The organism is Psychrobacter sp. DWR1-2-3 (assembly GCF_049896465.1).
Lineage (GTDB): Bacteria > Pseudomonadota > Gammaproteobacteria > Pseudomonadales > Moraxellaceae > Psychrobacter > Psychrobacter maritimus.
Map to the genome: position 1 here is coordinate 708,558 of NZ_JAFCUJ010000002.1, position 23,152 is coordinate 731,709.

11 protein-coding genes are annotated in these 23,152 nt (G+C 42.9%); 8 read left to right on the top strand and 3 right to left on the bottom strand.

Annotated features, from left to right (window positions below; all coding sequences use genetic code 11):
• Positions 1-213: 213 nt before the first annotated feature.
• The 3 genes from ACP7AA_RS06115 (at position 214) to ACP7AA_RS06125 (ending at position 5,270) form a co-directional block, all read left to right on the top strand.
• Entirely contained in the window at positions 214-3,219 is a 3,006-nt protein-coding gene (locus ACP7AA_RS06115; RefSeq protein WP_426222935.1) for an AAA family ATPase, read from the top strand.
• A 113-nt stretch (positions 3,220-3,332) separates the two neighbouring features.
• The gene (locus tag ACP7AA_RS06120; protein ID WP_426222936.1) at positions 3,333-4,487 is read left to right on the top strand and encodes a helix-turn-helix transcriptional regulator; all 1,155 of its coding nucleotides are present in this window, start codon (positions 3,333-3,335) and stop codon (positions 4,485-4,487) included.
• 123 nt (positions 4,488-4,610) lie between these two features.
• Complete coding sequence (locus tag ACP7AA_RS06125; protein ID WP_426222937.1) at positions 4,611-5,270, top strand: TerD family protein; 660 nt, start codon at positions 4,611-4,613, stop codon at positions 5,268-5,270.
• A gap of 196 nt (positions 5,271-5,466) precedes the next feature.
• Here the strand turns inward: ACP7AA_RS06125 and ACP7AA_RS06130 are convergent, their stop codons facing one another.
• Complete coding sequence (locus tag ACP7AA_RS06130; RefSeq protein ID WP_426222938.1) at positions 5,467-6,447, bottom strand: ion transporter; 981 nt, start codon at positions 6,445-6,447, stop codon at positions 5,467-5,469.
• 653 nt (positions 6,448-7,100) lie between these two features.
• Here ACP7AA_RS06130 and ACP7AA_RS06135 point away from each other — a divergent pair.
• Positions 7,101-7,736, top strand: coding sequence for an OmpW/AlkL family protein (locus ACP7AA_RS06135; protein ID WP_426222939.1), 636 nt, complete (start codon positions 7,101-7,103; stop codon positions 7,734-7,736).
• Positions 7,737-7,823: 87 nt separating this feature from the next.
• Here the strand turns inward: ACP7AA_RS06135 and ACP7AA_RS06140 are convergent, their stop codons facing one another.
• Positions 7,824-9,608 carry a 2-oxo acid dehydrogenase subunit E2 gene (locus ACP7AA_RS06140; RefSeq protein ID WP_426222940.1) on the bottom strand — a complete coding sequence of 595 codons (1,785 nt, stop codon included), beginning with the start codon at positions 9,606-9,608 and terminating at the stop codon, positions 7,824-7,826.
• Between the two features lie 39 nt (positions 9,609-9,647).
• A complete protein-coding gene (aceE, locus tag ACP7AA_RS06145) occupies positions 9,648-12,461 on the bottom strand; it encodes a pyruvate dehydrogenase (acetyl-transferring), homodimeric type (RefSeq protein ID WP_426222941.1) in 2,814 nt (937 codons plus the stop codon).
• A gap of 594 nt (positions 12,462-13,055) precedes the next feature.
• Here aceE and ACP7AA_RS06150 point away from each other — a divergent pair.
• The 4 genes from ACP7AA_RS06150 (at position 13,056) to ACP7AA_RS06165 (ending at position 23,076) form a co-directional block, all read left to right on the top strand.
• The gene (locus tag ACP7AA_RS06150) at positions 13,056-14,717 is read left to right on the top strand and encodes a hypothetical protein (RefSeq protein WP_426222942.1); all 1,662 of its coding nucleotides are present in this window, start codon (positions 13,056-13,058) and stop codon (positions 14,715-14,717) included.
• Positions 14,718-14,986: 269 nt separating this feature from the next.
• Positions 14,987-15,451, top strand: coding sequence for a hypothetical protein (locus ACP7AA_RS06155; protein WP_296172652.1), 465 nt, complete (start codon positions 14,987-14,989; stop codon positions 15,449-15,451).
• A gap of 70 nt (positions 15,452-15,521) precedes the next feature.
• Positions 15,522-17,573, top strand: a complete 2,052-nt coding sequence (locus ACP7AA_RS06160) for a hypothetical protein (protein ID WP_426222943.1) — start codon at positions 15,522-15,524, stop codon at positions 17,571-17,573.
• A 151-nt stretch (positions 17,574-17,724) separates the two neighbouring features.
• Positions 17,725-23,076: an SdrD B-like domain-containing protein gene (locus ACP7AA_RS06165; RefSeq protein ID WP_426222944.1), complete on the top strand. Its 5,352-nt coding sequence runs from the start codon at positions 17,725-17,727 to the stop codon at positions 23,074-23,076.
• The last annotated feature ends 76 nt before the right edge of the window (positions 23,077-23,152 follow it).

Consider the following 23,152-nt stretch of genomic DNA (forward strand, 5'->3'; position numbering starts at 1 on the left):
AAGTAGTAAAAATACCCATCTATCTATGATACAAAACTGCGCCTAATGTCTTATCTAAAACGCGCCTATATCTTGTAAGATGTCCTGATACATTATTAAAAAGATTCATTATTAAAAATGATTGATTGTTAGAAGCGCATTCTTACACTTAGCGCTCAAACAACAAAAGCTCAATAACCATTCCGCCCTCTTAAAACGACTTACTATATAACTATGACCGAACCGCAAAACACACCTATGAATCAAGACCCAAAAGATACCCATCCTATGGTAAGCCCTGTCAATAAAACAGCAGAGACAAAACCATTAGCAACGAATCTGCCTAAAAAAAGGCCATCTAAAACAAAGCTACCCAACAAAGAGCTGGCACGCAAAAAGCCGTCAGAAAAAGCTCAGCCAGATAGCACAGTAGATGTGCCTAACACGCCTCATCCGGTATTTATCGATGTTAATGAGCGCTGCCTTATCGGTGCCGAGCAGCTTAAGCGTTATACTGATACGAATGAGCTACCGAGCGATACCCGCACTGCCCCCGATTTAGATGTCGGCTTTGGACAACAGCGCGCCCTTAAAGCGTTGCATACAGCACTGGATATTCATGCCAGCGGCTATCACGTATTTGCCGCGGGCGAAAATGGTTTAGGTAAACGCACCGTTATAAGTCGTTTATTGCAACGAATTGCCGCTGACGCACCAACGCCCGACGATTGGGTTTATGTGTATAATTTTGCCGATCCACGTACACCGCAAGCACTACGTCTACCTTCTGGGCAGGCGACAATACTACAACAGCAGGTCAATCAATTATGGCAGCAAGCCAAAAAAAGACTTAGCCAACGCTTTCGTAGCGACCAATATCAAAGCAAAATCGAAGCCATCAAAAATGATACCCATCAAAAAGAAAGTCAGGCTTACGACGACCTAAATACCGAAGGCAAACAATACGATTTAGCACTAACGTTTCGCGCATTTGACAATAAAGCGGTATTTGTACATCCTAGCCAGCTACCAAAAGAAGAGAGCAATAGTGAAGTTAAAGATGACAAAATCTCTAATAGCCAGAAAAATAAGTCAATAAAAGAGGAAGGTCAAAGAGCCAGTATTCCTAATGACAATATTCCTAATGACAATATTCCTAATGACAATATTTCTAATGACAATATTTCTAATGACAATATTTCTAATGACAATATTTCTAGTTCCAGTATTTCTAGTGCTGATGATAGCGTGAGCAAAGATGCTAACCACGACTACGGCAAGAGCGAGTACGAAGCTGAGCTGAATAATTTTGCACAAAAAAACCATATGCAAAAACGCTTAAGTCAGCTGACCATCGCTTTAGAGCAATTAGAAGACGAAGCCAATGATGCCATTGAAGCGCTGCATCGCAATATTGCACGCCGAGCGCTGCAGCCTTTATTTGCGCCTATTTATGAGCAGTTTGCTGATCATCCATTGGTTGTCGAGTATCTAAAAACCGTATTTGCCGATATGGTTACGCATGTCGAGCGTATCGTCAATGGCGATGACGAGGAGTTTGTGACGGCAGTGCTTGCCACAACGCCAAGCCGCTATGCAGTCAACGTCATTGTCAGTCACGCGCCCGATAGTGGCGCACCGGTCATCTTTGAAGACTTACCGACGCATTTAAACCTATTGGGTCATGTCGAGCAAATCACCCAATTGGGCACAGTGACCACCGATGTCAGTATGATTCGAGCAGGCGCCTTGCACCGTGCCAATGGCGGCTATCTATTGTTAGAAGCCAGTCACTTGCTTGAGCATCCTTACGCGTGGCAAGGTCTTAAGCGCGCCTTGCAATCTCGAAAAATCAAACTCTCAAGCCTTGAGCAGATGCTGACCTTAACAGGCAGCTTATCGCTCGCGCCCGCACCCATTGACCTTGATATCAAAGTCATCTTGCTTGGCGAAGCAGATTTATATTACGAACTACTAGAGCTGGAGCCTGAGTTTGATGCAGTATTTAAAGTACGTGCCGATTTTCACGACGATGTAACTCGCAGCCCTGAGCACGAATTGGCATTGGTAGCAAAAATGGCAGACATCATTGATTATGCCAACCTTTATCCTTTTGATAGTAGCGCCCAAGCCGCTTTACTCGAGCATTTAAGCTTACAAGCAGAAGACCAAGACCGCTTAAGTTTGCATAGTGATTTATTAATTAAGCTCTTACATGAATCTAACCGCCATGCACGTTTGAGCGGTAAAAACATCGTTAGCGCCATTCACGTCACCCACGCTATTGACGATATGGACGAGCGCTCAGGATACTTGCGCGACCTTTATTGGGATGAGCTAAAAAATGGCCAGCAGCTTATTCAGACCCAAGGCGATGCTGTCGGACAAGTAAATGCGCTCACTGTCGTCAGTTACGCCGATAGCGAGTTTGGTATGCCCGCTCGTCTGACCGCAGTCATTCAGCCAAATATTGGCGCGGGCGAAATCCTCGATATCGAGCGCGATGTGGATTTGGGCGGCAGCTTACACGCCAAAGGCATGCTGATTATGACCAGCTATTTACGTGCCTTATTTAGTCAGCATCATGCGCTCAACTTTAGCGCCTCACTCGCTTTTGAGCAAAGTTACGCCCATATCGATGGTGATAGTGCGACGGTCAGTGAAGGCTGTGCGCTACTCTCCGCCCTAGCAAACGTTCCTATCAATCAATCTTTTGCGATTACCGGCTCGATGAATCAGTTAGGCGAAGTCCAAGCAGTTGGCGGTATCAATTCTAAAATCGCTGGTTTCTTTGACGCTTGCCGCGAGCAAGAGCTGACGGGACAACAAGGCGTGGTTATCCCAATGGCCAACGTCAAACAATTAATGCTACGTGACGACATCATTGCCGCCGTTCAAGCAGGGCAATTTCATATTTATGGCGTACATACATTAAGTGAAGCTTTGACTTTAATGACCGGCTTACCTGTCGATACCATGAATAAAAAAGGTCGCTACCGTAAAGAGACCTTATTTGGCAAAGTATTAAGCCGTTTGATGCTTTGGGATGAGAATCAGAATACTGATGACGAAGTCGATGATAAAAAGTCGAAAAAGAAAGCCAAGAAAAAGCGCCAAGCCAAACGTCAGAAAAAACAAGATAAGCAAAAAAAAGCCAAGAAAGAGAAAGGTGACATAGATACAAGCCCAGACGTAAACCCAGATGCAAATATAGAGGCAAATACAGAAGTGCATCGCTAGACGTTGTCATGCTTTTCTGCGATGATTGGCTTTTTATGATGCTCTATGTTAATTAATAAAATGCTAATAAACAGCTAGCAACCAAACCCGTGACTGAATAAAGGTTATCTTTAATGACTGCACATTCTACTGACGCCGATAGTATTCAAGCTCAAGCAGTTGTTGATAAATCAGCAACTGCACTAGTGACTAAAGAAGTTGCTGAGCAAAATGAAGAAGTTACTGCAGATAATAAAGCGTCTGAGGAAGCAGCAGATAATCGTCATGGGGCAGCGACGACAGCGCGACAATGGCAAGTGTTATCGCAGTTACAGCGCAATCGCTGGGTAGGGACAACCCATGTTTACGAGCAGCTTATATTGGCAGGCTTTGATATCAGTTTGCGTACGGTGCAACGCGATTTAAACGCCCTTGCCAAACGCTTTCCTATCGAAAAAAACAATGCCAATCCACAAGGTTGGCGCTGGAAAGATGATGCGCCGCTGCAAAGCTTACCGCATATGAACTTATCACAAGCGGTTGCCTTTAATATGGTCGAAGCCAATCTAAGTCAGCTACTACCGCCGGTTATTTTAGATGAGCTATTTCCTTGGTTTGACTTGGCACGCAGGCAACTCAAAAACAGTAAAGTCACGCATTCATGGATTGACAGAGTGCGTATCGAGCCTGCGACTCAGCCCTTAATTGCGCCGCACATTGATTTGGACAGTAAAGACAACATTTATCATGCGTTATTTTATCAATTACAAATACAAGCCAGCTATACCCGCAGTGATAAATCACAAGCTAGCGAATATACCTTAAACCCTATTGCTATCGTCCAGCGTGGGGTAATTATTTACCTATTGGCAACGCGCACTGATGATCCAGAAGTGATTATTCGTACCTTTGCTTTGCATCGCTTTACCAGCGTTGAGATACTAGAAAGCGCGGCTAAAACCCCAGACAATTTCCAACTGGATACCTATTTAGATGCAGGCGGCATGGGCTTTAGCCATCCTCTATTTAGCCAGTTACCTGATCATGGCAAACATACTGCGGTTGAGCTACAATTTACCAAACAAGCGGGCAAAAGCTTAACGGAAAGTAAGCTTAGTGACGACCAAAATGTGACCATCAATAGTGATGAAACCCTTACCATACAAGCGACCGTTAACCTAACCTCGCAGCTGGTTTGGTGGTTACGTGGTTTTGGTAGCGGTTTATTAGACGCCAAACCCGCGCTACTGTATCAAGCCGTATTAGACAAGCCAATAAATAATGAATAGCGACAATAAAGAAAAACAGCTCATTATTAATGATGATAAAAATCTAATAGTCATACTCAAATGCACTGACGCTTATACTATTAAAAATAACCATTTTAAATTTAAAAACCCAAAAGGAATATTATGTCGACCACTATCCCATCACCACTACTTTCAGACAGTTTAAGAGGGCTGGGTTTAGATACGGGGACGTTATTTTTTGCGCTGAATTATGAATTTACTAAGATTGAGCAAAAAGGCTTATTTAAAAATTTAAAGAAGCGCTTCAAAAAAAATGAAGGCGCGATTGATATCGATTTGGCCTGCGTGCTGTATGACGATAACTGTACCATCAGCGATATTGTTTGGTTTAAGCAGTTACGTGATAAAGCCGAATCGGTCAAACATCAAGGCGATAGCCTCAATGGCAAAGACCGTGGTGAGCAAGCCATGTATCTTGCGCCCCTTGACCAAGAGCAAATCCGGCTTTATTTGGATAAAATTCCCGCTCACATCACGCATATTGCTTTGATTGCTAACTCTTATCATGGGCAGCCTTTTAGCAGAGTCAAAAAAGGGGAGATTCATTTAAGCGATGATGAAGGTAATCGCTCTTTTGAAGTTAATTTAAAGCAGCTGCCGCGTGACTGCATTACGCTTTGGGTGACACACTTGCGCCGAGAGGTGGACGATTGGCATCTGACTTTACAAACTCTACCACTGCCAGCGACAGATTTATCGACAGCGGCACAAGAAGTGGCGCATGAATTGGCGCGTGCCCTGCCCGTTCCGCAAGGTATTTAACGTTAATATAGAAAGCTAAGATTGGTTTTTACCTTATCTATAAATAAAAAGGGTGAGACGCTATTTAATAACGTCTCACCCTTTTTTACACTAAAAACTTTTGATTTAAGAGCTTCCTTTAAGAACTGCCTTTAAGAACTGCTCTTAAGAACAACCTTTAAGAATCATCTTTAAGAAAAATGCTTAAATGCCAGCTTTACTCTAACGGCTCTCCGCAATGCGGGCAAAAATTCTTTTGCCGCACTTCCTTTTCACGGCGTTCTAGCTCTTGCTCACGCAATACTTGCAGCACAATCTCTTGTGCCTGCTCCTTATCCAATCCAAGCTCGCGGCGGATTTTCTCAATCATCATCTGATTCTGTACCAAATCAAAATCGCTATCGACCAATTGCCCGCGGAAATCTTGCTCAAGCTCTTCACGGCGCTGACTGAGCTCATTTGCCAAGCCCGTCGCCAAAATACCGGCCGGTAATGCAGCTAGACCGACGCCCAATATGGTGATAATCGCCCCCAATATTTTACCAACATTGGTGATAGGCGTTACATCACCGTAGCCAACCGTCGTCAGAGTAACAACAGCCCACCACATGGCTTTGGGTATCGATTCAAACTCCTCTGGCTGCGCGTGGTTTTCGACCAAATAAATCCCACTTGATGCCGTGACAATCATAATGATTAAGATAAAAATAACCGCTTGAAATGAGCCCTTCTCCTTACTGATAACCACCAATAAAATACGTAATGAGGCAAAATAACGAGTGAGCTTAAGAATGCGAAATAAACGCAAAATACGTAAGAAACGCAAATCGATACTGACAAAGAAATTCAAGAATGCGGGCGCAATCGCAATAATATCAATCAATGCCGACGGACTTTTTAGCCACTCCCAGCGCTGACGCCAAGTGGTATTGTCAGGCTTCGCTTCAGCGACACTCCATAATCTGAGCAAATACTCGATAGAAAATATGATAATCGATAAATTTTCAAACCAAGTAAAAGACTCTTGATACGGATAGTACCAGTTATCTACAGACTCAGCGATGACCGCCGTGACATTCGCCATGATTAAAAAAATGAGAAAGTAGTCAACACAGCGACTAAAGAGCGTATCATGCTCATCGTTTTGTAGAATGTTATAGACGAAAAGACGCAAGCGCCGTATAGATTGGAGTAGCATGGCGTCCCTATATACGGTGCGATGTAACACCGGTCTTATATTAATAAACAGTCTTTTAAAAAGCGCTTATACCTAAATTCAGACCAACAAATTTGATGGGCATATTTAGTTTATGCATCAGTAATGATGATTATACAAAATTTAGGTAATAAATGTAGGTCACTGCCAACAATATCACGGCAATCGCCAAGAAAACGAAGCGCAAAAACTGCTCATCAGCCCGTAATTGGTTGCTTAAGTTTTGCGCCGGTAATAAGAACAAACCACATTTAGGACAACAAGAATCTATTTGGTTTAAGAGCTTGATGGAACGGGCGTTTTCACAACGAAGCGGAGAATTACTACAATAACCGAGCATAATGTCTGACCGTCCCCTTTGATAAATAGCAGCAAAAACCGCTGAAAATTTCGAATTAAAATAACAAGCGTAATTATAAATTTATTCCTAATTTAGTCTATTTATTCAAGTAGATGGGTAACTTAAGATATGAACATTACCACTTTCTATTTAAAACCTTACTCTTATTAGGGTTTTTGTATTATAATAGAGAGATAATGTTACAAGTTAACCATAACATTGTGTAATCAGTCACTACTGTCATCCCTCATTAGAGACTGACCAATAATCATCTATTATGTTGAGGAATCAAACGATGAAACTACAATCCCTAGTTTTAGCTGCTGCAACTGCACTTACTATGACCACTGCTTTCGCTGTACCTGCTGGTACTTGGTCTGTGGCTGCTGGTGCTCACTATGTTGATCCAAAAAGTGACAACGGTAACGTCACTATAGGCAATACAAATTACGCTGTAGATGTTGATGGCGATGTACGTCCAACTATCAGTGGTGAGTACTTTATCGCCAATAACGTTGGTGTTGAGCTACTGGCTGCCATTCCTTTTCATCATGACTTTACCCTAACCGACGTGAATGGTAATGAAATCACAGGTAGAACTCAACATTTACCACCTACTCTTTCTCTACAATACCACTTCGACGGCTACAACCTGCCTATGAACGTGAAACCTTTTGTTGGTGTTGGTGTGAACTACACTACTTTCTTTAAAGAGAAAGCGAATGTTGCAGGTACTGAGCTAAAACTTGACGATAGCGTTGGTGTTGCTGGTCATATCGGTCTTGATATTCCATTCGCGCCTACTGAGTCTTTCCGTATCGATGCCCGTTATATGGACATCAAAACTGATGCTACGTTAAACGGTACTGATATTGGTGAAATTGATATCAGCCCTTGGGTATATGGCGTAGCTTTTGTAAAACAGTTCTAATATAGCCCATTGCTATAAACTGAACACCATAAATAAAAGAAGCCAGCTTAAATAGCTGGCTTCTTTGTGTTTCATTGAGAAATAAGTTTATAGCAAAATACGGCGTGGATCCGCCAATAAGCTTGCAATATAACGGGTAAATACCGCGGCATCAGCGCCATTAATCACGCGATGATCGTAAGATAGCGATAACGGCAGCATTAGACGCGGCTCAAAAGTTTGTTTACTAGCATTCCAACGAGGCTGCATACTGGCTTCTGATACCCCTAAGATACCGACTTGTGGCCAATTTACCAGTGGCGTAAATGCGGTACCACCTAAGTTACCTTGACTAGATATCGTAAAGCTTGCGCCTTGCAGGTCTTTAGTCGTAAGCTTCTTATCACGCGCTTTAACCGCAAGCTCACCAATTTCAATAGCAATCTGCTTAAGCCCTTTATCTTGCACATTTTTGATAACAGGTACAATGAGGCCGTCATCAGTCGCTACCGCAATACCCATATTGACGCTTTTACGTAAAATAACTTGAGTATTGTCATCACTCAAATGACTATTAAAACGCGGATGCTGGGTTAGCGCATAAGCGGTCGCTTTGACAACAAAGGCTAAAATAGTGAAACCGATACCTTCCGCTTTCATAGCGCCTTTAAGCTCACCACGTAACTTTTCAGTTTCTGTGATGTCAGACAAGTCAAACTGCGTCACTTGCGGCAACAAGGTATTATAATTAAGCTGCGGTATTGACACTTTTTGTAGGCGGCTTAAATCCTGTACTTCGGTCTCACCCCATATCTCAGTATTACTCATATCAGGTAAGCTTGGCAGGCTTGAGCTGACCCCATTACCACTAGAAGGCGCAGTTTTTTGCTTGCTCAAGCTGTCTTTTACATGGGCGAATAAATCTTCTTTTAAGATACGCTCATTGAGCGCTGAACCCGCCACTTGAGAGATATCAACCCCTAGCTGACGCGCAAGCTTACGCACGGCAGGACCGGCATAGATATCGACCATTTTTTCGTTGACTTGTGCTTCAGTCAGCTTGGCATTTGTAGCATTTTTAGCGTTAGTATTAGTCGTAGACTTAGCGGCTTGTTTAGGCTCGTCTGTTGGTTTCGACTTGTCAGACTGCTCAGCTGATTCCGTTTTGTTAGTTGATTCAGCAGATTTTGATGCTTGCGACTCAGAAGTATCAGCCTTAGACTCACTAACATTATGACTGGCGCTATCTGAACCCTCACCAATAATGACAATAAAGTCTTGACCATTGGCGACCATATCGCCCGCTTGCACCAATATTTTTTCGACCTTACCCGCTTCTGGCGCCGGCACTTCAACCGACGCTTTATCAGATTCAATCAGCAAAATAGATTGATCAGCAGTAACGATATCACCGACACTGACCATAATCTCAGACACTTGCGCTGCATCGACTCCTAAGTCTGGCAAGGCATGAGTGGTTGCTTTTCCTACTTGTTCGCCTGCTTGCTCGCTTGCTTGTTTGGCAGGTTTAGAAGCGTTTGACTCAGCTGCGTTAGTATCACTTTGCTTCTCTTCTTGCTGATTATCCTGCGGCTCATTTTTTTTGTCAGCGACAGATTCTGTTTTGTTTTCTGTATCAATGCTTTGCTTATCGTCTTTAGCATCGGCTTCGCTTTCAAGCTCAATAAGCACCATACCTTCGCTCACTTGGTCGCCGACTGCCACGCTTATTTTAGTTACTTTACCAGCAGCCGAGCTTGGTACTTCTACTGACGCTTTATCAGATTCTAATAAAATAATATTGTCGTCTTTTGCAATAACGTCGCCAACTTCGACCATAATCTCACTGACTTCGGCGCTATCGACACCCAAATCGGGGGCTTTAATGTCCATCCGTAATTCTCCTTGTATTATGATTGCCTTGTCTTTTGGCTATTCTTTGACGTCATCATCATTGAGTAAGGCGGCGTCAGCTGGGTCTTCTGCGCGACCTTCGCTACTTATTTCATCATCATCTTCATCGACAAACTCTGGTACAGGGCTCGGATTTACATTGTCAGGGGCTGGCGCGTCTGGGAAATGATCATAATGTGGCTGTTGTTGCCATGCAGGCGGTTGATCCGCTTCGATACCAAAGCTTGAAATCGCATCTTTTACCAAACGCATCTCAACTTCACCTTCATCAGCTAAGCGTTTAAGCGTGGCGACCACGATGTGCGCGGCATCAACATGGAAGAAGCTACGTAGATTCTCACGGGTATCCGAGCGACCATAACCGTCGGTGCCTAAAGTCGTATAAGGGCGATTATCCGGTAACCATGCGCGGATTTGTTCTGAGTAATTACGCATATAATCTGTAGCAGCAACTACGATACCTTCGTGCGGAGCCAACTGTTCAGTAACCCAAGGTACTATTTCTTCTTCCATCGGATGCAGGCGGTTATAATCATCACAAGCCATACCATCACGAGTCAGCTCGTTAAAGCTGGTCACGCTCCAGACATTGGAGCTGATGTTAAACTCGTCTTGTAATATTTTCGCCGCTTTTTGAACTTCGCGTAAAATAACACCAGAACCGAGCAGCTGAACTTGGCTTGAACCATTGTCTTCTAATAAGTACATACCACGCTTAATGCCTTCTTCCACGCCTTCTGGCATGGCAGGTTGTTCGTAGTTTTCATTCATCAAAGTTAAGTAATAATAAACGCGCTCGCCCTCTCCATACATGCGGCGCAGACCATCATGCATAATCACTGCCAGCTCATAACCAAAGCAAGGATCATAAGTCACACAGTTAGGTACGACGTTAAATAGAATTTGTGAATGACCGTCTTGATGCTGCAAGCCTTCGCCATTGAGCGTAGTACGACCCGCTGTTGCGCCAAGTAAGAAGCCTTGCGCCTGACAGTCACCTGCCGCCCATGCAAGGTCACCAATACGTTGGAAACCAAACATCGAGTAGTAAATATACATCGGAATCATCGGTAACGCGTTGACAGAATAACTGGTTGCCAATGCAATCCAAGTACTCATCGCGCCCGCTTCGTTAATCCCTTCCTCTAACATGTGACCATCGATGGCTTCTTTATAACCCATTAATGCTTCACTATCTTCTGGCGTATATTTTTGCCCAGAAGCCGAGTAAATACCCAATTGACGGAACATACCTTCTAGACCAAAGGTGCGTGCTTCATCAGGAACGATAGGCACAACGCGGTCTTGAATGTCTTTATTTTTTAGCATGGCTGATAGCAGGCGTACAAACACCATGGTAGTCGACTGCTCTTTACCATTACTGCCTTTAAGCACGCGATCAAAAATAGACAAATCTGGAATATTTAATGGAATATGACCACTACGGCGATTGGGCAGATGACCACCTAAGGCTTCACGGCGACCTTTTAGGTACTTCATCTCAAGTGAATCTTCTTTTGGACGATAAAACGGTAGCGTCTGTAATTCGTCATCGGTAAATGGCAAATCAAAGCGGTCACGGAAATACATCAAAGCTTCATGGTCGAGTTTTTTGATTTGATGCGATTTATTTACCGCTTGTGCTTGGGTCGACAAGCCATAGCCTTTAACAGTTTTTACCAGGACAACGGTTGGTTGACCTTTGGTTTTCATGGCTTCACTAAAGGCAGCATAAACCTTCATCGGATCATGACCGCCGCGGTTTAGGCGCGAGATATCATGGTCAGACAGCTCGTTTGCCATCTCCTCTAGCTCAGGATATTTGCCAAAGAACTCTTTACGCGTAAACTCAGGGGTACGGGCTTCATATAGCTGGTACTCACCATCAACCGCTTCTTCCATACGATGTTTGAGCACGCCTGTTACATCTTTATCAAGCAAGGTATCCCAGTTACCGCCCCAAATCACCTTAATCACGCGCCAGCCAGCCCCGCGAAACACGGATTCAAGCTCTTGAATAATCTTGCCGTTACCACGCACTGGGCCATCAAGCCGCTGTAAGTTGCAGTTAACGACCCAAATTAAATTGTCCAGTTTTTCACGACCAGCAAGCGAAATCGCCCCCAAGCTTTCTGGCTCATCGGTTTCACCATCACCCAAGAACGTCCAAATCTTGCGATCTTCTTTTTCTAATAAACCGCGGTTTTCCATATAGCGATGCACGTGCGCATGATAAATGGACATAATCGGACCCAAGCCCATCGACACGGTTGGGAACTGCCAATAATCTGGCATTAAGTACGGATGCGGATAGCTTGAAAGACCCTTGCCGCCCACTTCACGGCGGAAGTTTTCTAGCTGTTCTTCGGTCAGACGACCCTCTAAATAAGAGCGCGCATAAATACCGGGCGCTGAGTGACCTTGATAATAAATCATGTCACCGCCGAAATGGTCGCTCGCCGCACGGAAGAAATGATTAAAGCCGGTTTCATAAAGCGTTGCACTTGAGGCAAAAGTCGCTAAGTGACCGCCTAAATCATCATCGTTCTTATTAGCGCGCATAACCATTGCCAACGCATTGTAGCGAATCAAAGCCCGAATTTTACGCTCAATCGTCAAGTCGCCTGGATACATTGGCTCATCTTCAACCGCGATGGTATTGATATAAGCTGTATCGAGACGGTTAAATGGCAGTCCTTCTTGTACCGCCATGTTATATAACGCTTTTAATAAAAACTGCGCCCGATCCTTATCGGCATGTTTGATAACGGACTCAAAGGCTTCCAGCCATTCTTGGGTTTCGGTGCTATCAGCATCCTTATAATAATTCATCTTTCTTAATCCTTTTTATCAGTCAGCCCTGCGCAATGACAGGGTGTTATTAAATCAGAGTGTGTTACGTATTTTAATGAGCAATCACTTTACTTGATGCTTTCCTTATAACGTCCTTGCTGCATCTAAGCATTGCATTGTATTTTGTGGTGATGACAGAGAATTCTAAATAAATCGTATCACTGTAGATTAGCATAGGAGCAAATAAACATCGTTGTAAAATTAAACGATATCCGCTACGCGATTCTCACTATCAAATGATAATGACACTCTATTATAGGTACTTATTAAGGGTTTGTTTATAGCTATGGAGAAATGCCAATATGACAAGTATTTCTGAAATAAATAGTGATTATTCTTTTTACGATATTTTAGAACATTGTTTAGTAGTTTCATTTTACGGAGCCATTATTTAAATTTAGCATTTTAATGTGTTTGGTCATACTAAAACTGCCATTCGTCCGTTTTTTGGGATTTTTACAAAATTTTTCCCTAATATATTAAGTTACGTAATACCTACATTTTTTTAACTAGTAATACAATCAATTTTTAAGTAATAGGTTAAAGCTAGCTTCAGCTTATAGGAATAGCAATATGCATCGTATTCAACGCGTCTCAAATTCAATAGGCTCACAATCATTGAGTGAGTATGCATGGCGGATGCTAGCTTTATTAATCATTATGGCTTTGCTGTTTGTTAGCAATAGAGCGCTGGCTCTTACGGCTAATCCTGGAGCTACTTGCCGAGGTATCACGGGAGCGTCACAAGGTAGTCTCCTTAATACCGATTATAATAGTTTAGTATCAGCAGTTAATACAGACAACTATGTGACTATTGGTGGAAACGCATCAGGAAGCATTCCATTGCAAATAAAGATGAGCACGACAGAGTCAAGCTCTAGTACTACATTGAGTAATTTTGGTGTCATTGAATCTGGAGGGGTTAGAGCCATTAATATTAGAAGAACCTTCCCTAATACGACAGCTTTTACAGACGTCAATCTTGACTTTCGCAATAGCATAACAGCGCAACCAATATATTTAACTAACGTTGCTTTAAGTGCCTTTGACATTGATTATTCAAATAGTAGCGGTAATACTTTTGATGACTTCGTACAAATTACAGGGGTAAACCAGGCTGGGACTACTATAGCTGGCACCTTTCAACCTGTAACTGGCTCAAATATTACATTCAGCGACTCTTTACAAGGCTTGTTAACTAGAACAGTCAGCGACCCTAATTGTCCAGCTAAAGATCTTGGTACCCAGTGTCAGGGATCTGTACAATTTTCTCAGCCAGTTAGTTCTGTTAAAATTCGTTACTCCAATACAGGGTATCTTCGTACATCAACTAACCAAGAGATTGATTTTCGAGTAGACAATTACTGCTATGTTCCTCAATACATATTTTCAGGTACTGTATTTGATGATAATGGCGGTATAACTGGTACTCGAGCCAACGCCACAAATGCTGATATCACTACCAGTACCAGTCCTTATGCAAACAACTCCAACTACTTTAATGGTATCTTTAATCCTTCTGCACCTAATGCAGAAACTGGTATTAATGGTAGCACTGTCAAGCTAGTTAATTGCGCGAATAATTCTACTACTTACACTACTCAATCGGTCATTAGAGATAACGCTCCTCCCGGTGAATATCAGATTAGTATTCCTAAAACAACATTAGGAAACAATACCAATCTTTGTTTACTAGAGAGTCGCACAGGCGATACCTATCCTATCCGGACCTCTAGTGAAATTAAAAATGTAGGCTTTGTGCCAACCAATTTTGATTACCCTAATAACAACTTCGGAAGAGTCATCGATGCTAATGCAGCGTTAGTATTAAAGAAATATCAATATATTAATAGTTGCCCGACCACTATCAACTATACAGCTCCTGATCTTAATATTTTAGGCAATAAGGATCCTAAATTAGGTTTTAGTACTGAAAACATCAGTAATATTAATCCTGGACAATGCATTGCTTATAAAATTACTGCTACCAATCGCTCCAATCTCAGCATTAGCGATTTTATTATGCAAGACAAATTGCAGGTAAAAGGTAGTGAAGCTTTAGTTACCTCATTATTAGCTAGTCCAGTTTCTGCTACTAACATTTCCGATTATGCCTCAAATAGTGTGCCTATAGGTGAAAACGGTCTCGTCATTACTAAACCACTTGTATTACCTGCTAGAGATAATAAGGTTTTCTATTTCAATACCAAATACGGAACAACTATAGATCCTTAATATCGATTACCTCTTGCATTATCTATAATATTCAAAACTTAATTATTACCAACAAAAGCCCTATCTTTCCAGATAGGGCTTTTGCCGTTCAGCTACTTCAAACGACCTTTTGTCGCTTTTATAGTGACAGTATGTAAGTAATTTGTAAAAATCCATTCTAAGCGCACAGTCGATATTTTTCAGCTTATCGAAAGCCCAAGAACTATCCAGTTTGTAGTCATAACAAGTAAAAACATCTCTGATAGTGATGATTTAATAAAGGATTTCATATGAAAGGTTCTAATTTTTTACGCAACACCTTATTAGCTAGCTTAGCATCGGTATTCTTATTAGGTACGGCCAATGCCGATGACGCCTTAAAGATGGATTTAACTGCCAACAAAGTCATCAAGAACGCTGAAGGTAAAACTACTTATCTGCCAGTCCGCAATGCGCCAGCTGGTACGGTTATTCAGTATAAAGCCACCTATAGCAATACGATTAATAAAGACATTCAAGACTTGGCGGTTGTACTGCCTATCCCTGCGAACATGACCTTCACTGGTGAAGCCATTCCTTCAACCGCGCAAGCCAGTATCGATGGTAAAAACTACGCTGATATGCCACTAATGCGTAAAGTCGATGGCAAAATGGTAAAAATCCCTTTTTCTGAATATCGTACCCTGCGCTGGAATATCAAGCTGTTACCAGCACAGAAGTCAGCAGCTGTTGCTCTAAATACCACTGTTAATTAATCAAGCTATTTTAACCTTGCTTTCTTTTCAACCTTACACATAGTTTTTATCATCACTTTTGGAGCAATACATGAAATCAAACACTTTTAACTATAGCTTACTTGCTGTCGGCGTCGCCGCGGTAATGGGCGTCTCAACTAGCGCTAATGCTGCTAAAAGTGGTACTGCAACAACCTCTCCTACTATTACTAACGTAGCTGAAGCTACTTATTCTGTTAATAGTGTGCCTCAAACTCCTGTCAAATCAAATCCTGTTGTTGTTAATATCTCAGAGCAAGTTTCATTCTCACTTTTGGCGCAAAATACTGGTAATGCTAATGATGTAAATCCTGGTGGCAACGTAACTCCTGAAGGGGTGGTAGCGTTTGCACATAGATTAGAAAATACTGGTAACCGTACTGATCAATACACGGTTAATCTAAGCAATATCACTAATGGCTCTGGTGATCAGGCTGATTACGACCTTGATGCTTCTACAGCTTCATACCAGTTATTTGAAGCTGGTGGGACTGCGGCTACTGGTTCAGGAACATCTGGAACTAAAGTTTCTGTATCGGATTTCAATAACATTACTTTTCCACTGACAGCTGGTCAGTATGTTGTATTCACTATCAATGCTAAGACGAAAGGTAACAAAGGGGGAGATACTCAAAAACTCAATTTGACCGCTACGAGTACGGCTCTATCAACGAATACACCAACAGGCGTTAATAAGACATTAACCAATACAGATACCTCAAGTACAGTTCTGCCTGTTTTTAGTATCGTAAAGTCGATAACTGATACGCTTAACCTTAATGACTTAAATGATACAGCCACTTATAGTATCAAAGTCACTAATGATAGTGGTGCAGACTACGCTGCTGATGCAACTAACATTATTGTGCGTGACACCTTACCTGCTGGTCTAATATTAGTAGCAGGTTCTGTAAAATCAACGGATGCCACTAGTGGTGCTTCTGTTGTAGAAACAACGACAGGTATTAATCAAGGTTTTGTATACTCAGGTATTAATCTAGCTGTTGGGGCTAGTGTAACGATCACCTTTGATGTCAAACAAGACCGTAACAAAGCGCCTGTTAATGGTGTGATCAATCATACTCGTGTTGAAAATACTTTAGATAGTGGTATCACTATCATTGATAGTACTAATAAAGATGATACAGAGGAAAACACGAGTACTTACTATCCTACTAATGACGATATAGAGTACATCAATAATCCTAAACCTGGTACGGCAGGTGGCGACTCAGCTGCGGCTCTAGAAGTCAATAAACGTGGTTTAACGATATCTAATGGCGTCAATGGTAATGGCACTTCTAAAGAGATTGCTGTAGACGGTACGGTTACATTTACTAACACCATCACAAATACAGGTGATGCAGCTGAGGGCGGCGACAAACGTCCTATTACCATTAAAATTACTGACCCTAATGGCAAAATTCCACTTGGTATAATAACTGATGCAACTGCTAACAATCGCCCTAGCTATAAACAAGGTAATACAACAGGATATTTAGAACCTACTGCAACAGCAGACGAATACCGTCTTCCTAATTCAGTGATTATTCCCTCAGGTAGCACTATAGATATTATCTATGACGTCAAATCTGATAATTCAACCAAAAAAGCGTTGCTTGATACGGAAGACAAAAACGTAGTAACTATAACTCCTGCCGGTAACGATCCTTCAGATCCAACCACTGCTACTAATACAACAACCATCAAAGGCTTAACGCTAGTTAAGATGCAAGCACTTGATGCTAAATGTGATGGTACTGCTGACGGTACATTTGTGAAGACCAGTATCGATGCTGAGCCAAACCAATGCGTTATCTATAAGATTGATGCTACCAACACATCTACTACCGCATTAGGCTTTGATATCACAGGTTTGACTATTTCTGATGCTAAGTCTCAGTTTAACGCTGCAGCAGACTATGCACCAGGATCTGCTACTACACCTGGAGTTGCAGCAACCAACATCACTACACAAGCAAACGATGATGGTACTAATATCAATACAACAATCACTACTTTATCACCTCAAAGTACTGCAACCCTTCAATTTAGAGTCAAGATCAAAAACGATCCTAAACAGCTAGCACAATCTCAGCCTTAATATAAATCATTGAATTATTTATTATTTTAATATTTACAAGCAGCTATTGCTGTTTGTAGATAAACCCTCTAGCTTGAACTAACCCATTTTAATTAGCCAAGCTAGAGTGTTTTATTCCTTCCTCCTTGATGTTTTATTGGATAAGCGACACATGACTCTATCTACAATGACACCGTCTAATCGTACCGCATTATGTACAGCAAAGATCTCTGCGCTGTCATTAGCGATGTTGCTTATGCAATCGAATATGGCGTTTGCAGCGACTGATTCAAATTCAGCAGCAAACCCGAATCTACAAATTATCAATAACATTGCAAACGCGACCTATAACGTCAGTAGCCAGTCTGACGTCGCTATCTCTAGCACCTCAAACCAAGTCCAAGTCAAAGCCTCAGCCCTACCTGAATACGGCATCAGCTTAAGCCAGCAGCCTTTACTTACTGTCATGCCAAACGCCTTGGTAAACTGGGTTAACGTCCTAAGTAATACCAGCTATAGCAATCAAACGGTTGAGCTGACACTTAATGTCGCGCCAACCCTCTCTAACATCAAAGTCTATCAAGATCTCAATAAAAACGGCATTATTGATGCAGCTGACAGCGAGATTATCTTTCATAATTTACGTGCCCAAATTAAACTTGGACATAGCGAAAGCATCCAACTTATCGTACAAGCATTGTCAGATTCCAATGGTAAGAGTGGCGATACTGCTGATATCAAAATCGGTGCAGTGGTCTTAGAAGACCCATCAGTAGCAATGGTTAATGCCACTGATAAACTGATTATCGTTGAGCCTGAGATTAACTTTACCACTCCTAAGTTTGATGATAATAAAACCACTTCGCAAATCGATGACAGCATTTACATCAACGCCAGCTACGCGCAATGTAATGTTCAGTTAGATAAACCTGATCAAGTTTGGGTCACGATTACCTCTTTATTGACTGGTGATAAGTACTCATTAAAAGGGATTGAAACCGGTAATAGCACTGGCAAATATCAGCTTTCAGCACCGACGCAAAATAATGCCAATGCTCTCAATGACAAAATCGTTCAAACTTTAAAAAATGATACTTTGACCGCCAGCCTCGACGCTTGTATAGCGCCTTCTGTCGGCACTGGTGCTGAGCATCTGCCAAGCGATGCTGATCTTACTGTTCGTATCGATAATTTGGCCACGCAAATTGCTATCATTGATGACAGCGCAAGTTTAGTCGTCACCAAAGAAGGTAATGTCAAGACTGCTGAATTTGGTGATTATGTCGATTACACTATTAAAGTAGAAAACAATGGTAAGTCAACTGCTTATGATGTGCAGTTAAAAGACGCATTCCCGCGTGGGTTTGACTATGTTAAAGGTAGTGTCCGTATCACTTCGACTACTACTGTCGATATCAATCAATCACAAACCAATGAGTTTAAAACAGACGGTAAATACCAAGTTTTGAGTTTAGGTAACGTTGAAGTTGGTAAAGATAAAGCCAAGAAAATTACTTATCGCGTCCTTATTGGCTCATCGGCATTAGGCGGTGACGGCATCAACCGTGCGACCGCCGTTGCTACTACTGAGCAAGGTCAAAGCCTAGTATCACGAGAAGCCCAATGGAAGATTGAGGTTGAGCGCGGTGTCATGAACACTGACGGCATCATCATCGGTAAGGTTTACCATGATATCAACCGTGACGGCATTCAACAAAAAGAAGATGGCGAGCTTGGCGTTGCAGGCGTGCGCATCTATATGGAAAATGGCAACTTCGTCGTCACCGATCCTGAAGGCAAGTATAACTTCTATGGCGTCAGTGCAAAAACTCATGTTCTAAAAGTTGACCGCACCACCATTCCTAACGCCACCGAAATGGTTACTCAAAGCAACCGCAATGCGGGAGATGCAAGCAGCCGTTTCGTTGATTTAAAATATGGCGAGCTGCATCGTGCTGACTTTGCTATCGTTGGCGGGATGGGCGATAGCACTGAGCGCCTAAACGCAGAGCTGGTCGCGCGCAGCAAATCTGTCAGCGCTAAAAATGATAGTTTAGAACAAGCGGTAAAAACCGAGCTGGTGTTAGAGCCTGATTATAACCGCGACAATAAAGACAACGTCGATGCAAGCGGCTGTAAATCTAACGATGTCCTAGATGCCGGCATCCAGTGCGACTCCGCCATCGTTAACGAAATGGTCAAGCCAGCTGCCAATCGTGTCGATATGACAGTGACGACTATTGCTCCTCCGCTAGAAAAAGAGCTTGAAGAGTACTTAAAAGAGGTTTCTAGTAATGATGTTGCCTTTATTAATCTTAGCGAAGGTCAGCAGCTCAGCACCTACAAGCAAATGGTACAAGTACAAGCGCCGCTAGGTTCTAACTTCACCCTATATGCCAATGGCAAAGCGGTATCAGCCGAGCAAATCGGTAAAACCGCTGAGCAAGAAAAGCAAAAGGTGACGGCGTTTGATTATTATGCTGTCGATTTACAACGTGGCACTAACACTTTACGTGGTGTCGCGACTGATATTAATGGTAAAGTCATCTCTGAGCAAACTATTAAGGTTTTGACGCCAGATAGCTTGCAAGCCATTGACTATCGAACGCAAAAACAATTGGTCGCTGCAGACGGCATCAGCGAATATCAAGTAGTGATTAGCCTAAAAGATAGTGACGGTCGCCCTTATATCGCCTCAACGCCGATTACAATTGACACCAATATCGGTCGTATCAATCTTAGCGATAGCAGTAAAGATCAAGCTGGTACGCAAGTCACCGTCTCTGGCGGCGAGCTACTGATACCTATCACCGCCCCAAATGTACCGGGTAAAGGTGAGCTAGTCATTAACACTGGCAGCAGCAAACAAGTGATTCCGCTACAGTTCACTGCTCAGTTGCGCCCTCTTATCGCTGTCGGCATCGTCGAAGGTGCTATCTCGCTTAAAAACTTCGATGGCAGTAATATTACTGATGCCCAAGGTACCTTTGAGCAAGAGCTGCGTGAAATCGCTGGCAATGATGACTATTCAGCAACGGGTCGCGCGGCGATGTTCTTAAAAGGTAAGGTACGCGGCGATTATCTACTGACACTAGCTTATGACAGCGATAAAAAAGGCGAACGCCTGTTCCGTGATATCGAGCCGGGTGAATACTATCCTGTCTATGGCGATTCTTCTGCTAAAGGTTTCGACGCCCAATCGACGAGCAAGCTTTATGTACGCGTCGATAAAGGTCGCTCATTTGCAATGTATGGCGATTTAAAAACCCAAATCGATAATGACGAAGGTATCAAACTTGGTCAATACAACCGTACTTTAACGGGTTTAAAAGCGCAGTTTGAAGATAGTAACACTCGCATCACCGCGTTTGCCGCTGAAACCAGTACTTCACAGCGCGTTAACGAAACTCGTGGTCTTGGAATTTCAGGTCCCTACCTACTTGCCAATGATTTCGACGCGATATTAGAAAATTCAGAAACCATCGAAGTCATCACCCGTGACGCCAATAACCCAGGGCGTATCGTGCGCCGTGAGACCTTGACGCGTTTTGCTGATTATGAAATCGATCCTATTAGTCGCAGCTTATATCTAAAGTCACCGATTGCCAGCCAAGATATCGATGGCAATCCTATCTACTTGCGCGTGACGGTCGAGGTCGATGAAGGCGGCGAGAAATATTGGGTTGGCGGTATCGCTGCCAAGCAGCAAGTGACCGATAAAATCGCCATCGGTGGTAGCTATATTAATAGTGATGACCCGCTGAATAAAGAAGAGCTTGCCAGCGTCAATACGGTCGTCAAATTTAACGATAAGCTAAAGCTGGTCGCAGAATATGCCAAAAATAAAGCAGAAAATCCAAACTCGCAGCCAAGCGATCAGATTAATGCCAAAGAGCTAGACGGTAAAGATACTGAAGGCGATGCACTGCGCATCGAGCTTGACTATGACGATAAGAAAAACACGCGTGCCAAAGCCTATTATAATGATACCGATGAAGGCTTCGTTACCGGTGCTTCGCCGCAAACCGCTGGCCGCACTGAATCTGGCATCGAAGTCACTCATACTTTAAATGAGAAAAAAACCGCGCTTAAATTGGAAGGTGTGCGTACAGAAGACCATACCACTGAGGCCAGTCGCCAAGGCCTACAAGCCAGTATTGAACAGCGTTTAAGTGAAAATATCGTTGGCGAGATTGGCGTACGTTACTATAAGCAAGAGGCCACTGCCGCCTCACGCAATACTCAAGCGGCAACCGATGTCTTAGATATTACTAACGACACTATCTTTAATGACGACATCATTAACCAATCAGCGCTTAATGGCGTAAGTAGTGCTGAAAAAGACATCGAAGGCACCACTGCCCGCGCCCGTCTCACCTCGCGTTTGCCAAAGCTCAATAATTCATTGGTCTTTGCCGAATACGAGCAAGATATCGAGCACAGCTCGCGCAATGCCACTTCTATCGGTGGCGAAACGGCGCTTGGTAGCCTAGGTCGTTTATACGCCCGTCATGATTTAATCAATAGCTTGTCAGGTAGCTACGGTTTAGACGATTCTGAAGAGCGCCAACGTACTGTTATCGGCTTTGATGCCACTTATATGAAAGACGGCAAAGTCTATAGCGAATACCGCATGCGTGATGCGATTAGCGCCCGCGAAGCTGAAGCGGCTATTGGTCTAAAGAATAAATGGTATGTGCAACAAGGCTTAACACTTAACACTTTGTTTGAGCGTGTCGAATCTCTAGAAGGTGAAAAAGACAGTACCGCGACTGCTGCTGGTGTTGGCGTTGAATATCTTGCCAACGAAAACTATAAAGCCTCAGGGCGCTTAGAAAAACGCTGGGGCGATACCAGTGATACGTTGCTCGCTAGCGCAGGCGTTGCTTATCGTTATAGTGATAAGATTACCTTATTAGCCAAAGACATCTATTCACAAGTAGATTACGATGATGGTCATCGTACTATCAATCGCTTTCAGCTAGGCGCCGCTTACCGTGATTACGATAGCAATCAGCTCGATATGCTTGCCAAGCTTGAGTATCGCTTAGACGACAATGCAACAGGCAACGATCCGTATCAAAAAGATGCCATTGTATGGTCATGGAGCGGTAACTATCATCCAACACGCCCATTGACGCTATCAGGGCATTATGCTGGTAAATACACAGAATATGACGCCCAAGGAATTGCCAGCGACAATACCGCACATGCTGTTTATGCGCGTGGATTGTATGATATCAGCGAGCGCTGGGATATTGGTTTACAAGCAGGTACGTATTGGAATAAGCAAGCAGACGATTTATCTTACTTGGTTGGCGCTGAAGTTGGCTATAGCCCGATGACCAACCTTTGGTTGTCACTTGGCTATAACTTTATAGGCTTTGAAGATGAAGATATTGCCTATGACGATACGACGATAGAAGGTGCTTACTTTAGATTACGCTTCAAATTCGATGAAGACTTATTCAAACGCGAAGATTCACGCAAAAATAAGCCGCTCACCGCCCGTTCTACGCTATAATTTAGCTTTGTTATCATTTATCCTAGTTGTCGTAAGCCACGCTTACGGCATTTTTGTATTGACTGGGCGATGGTTT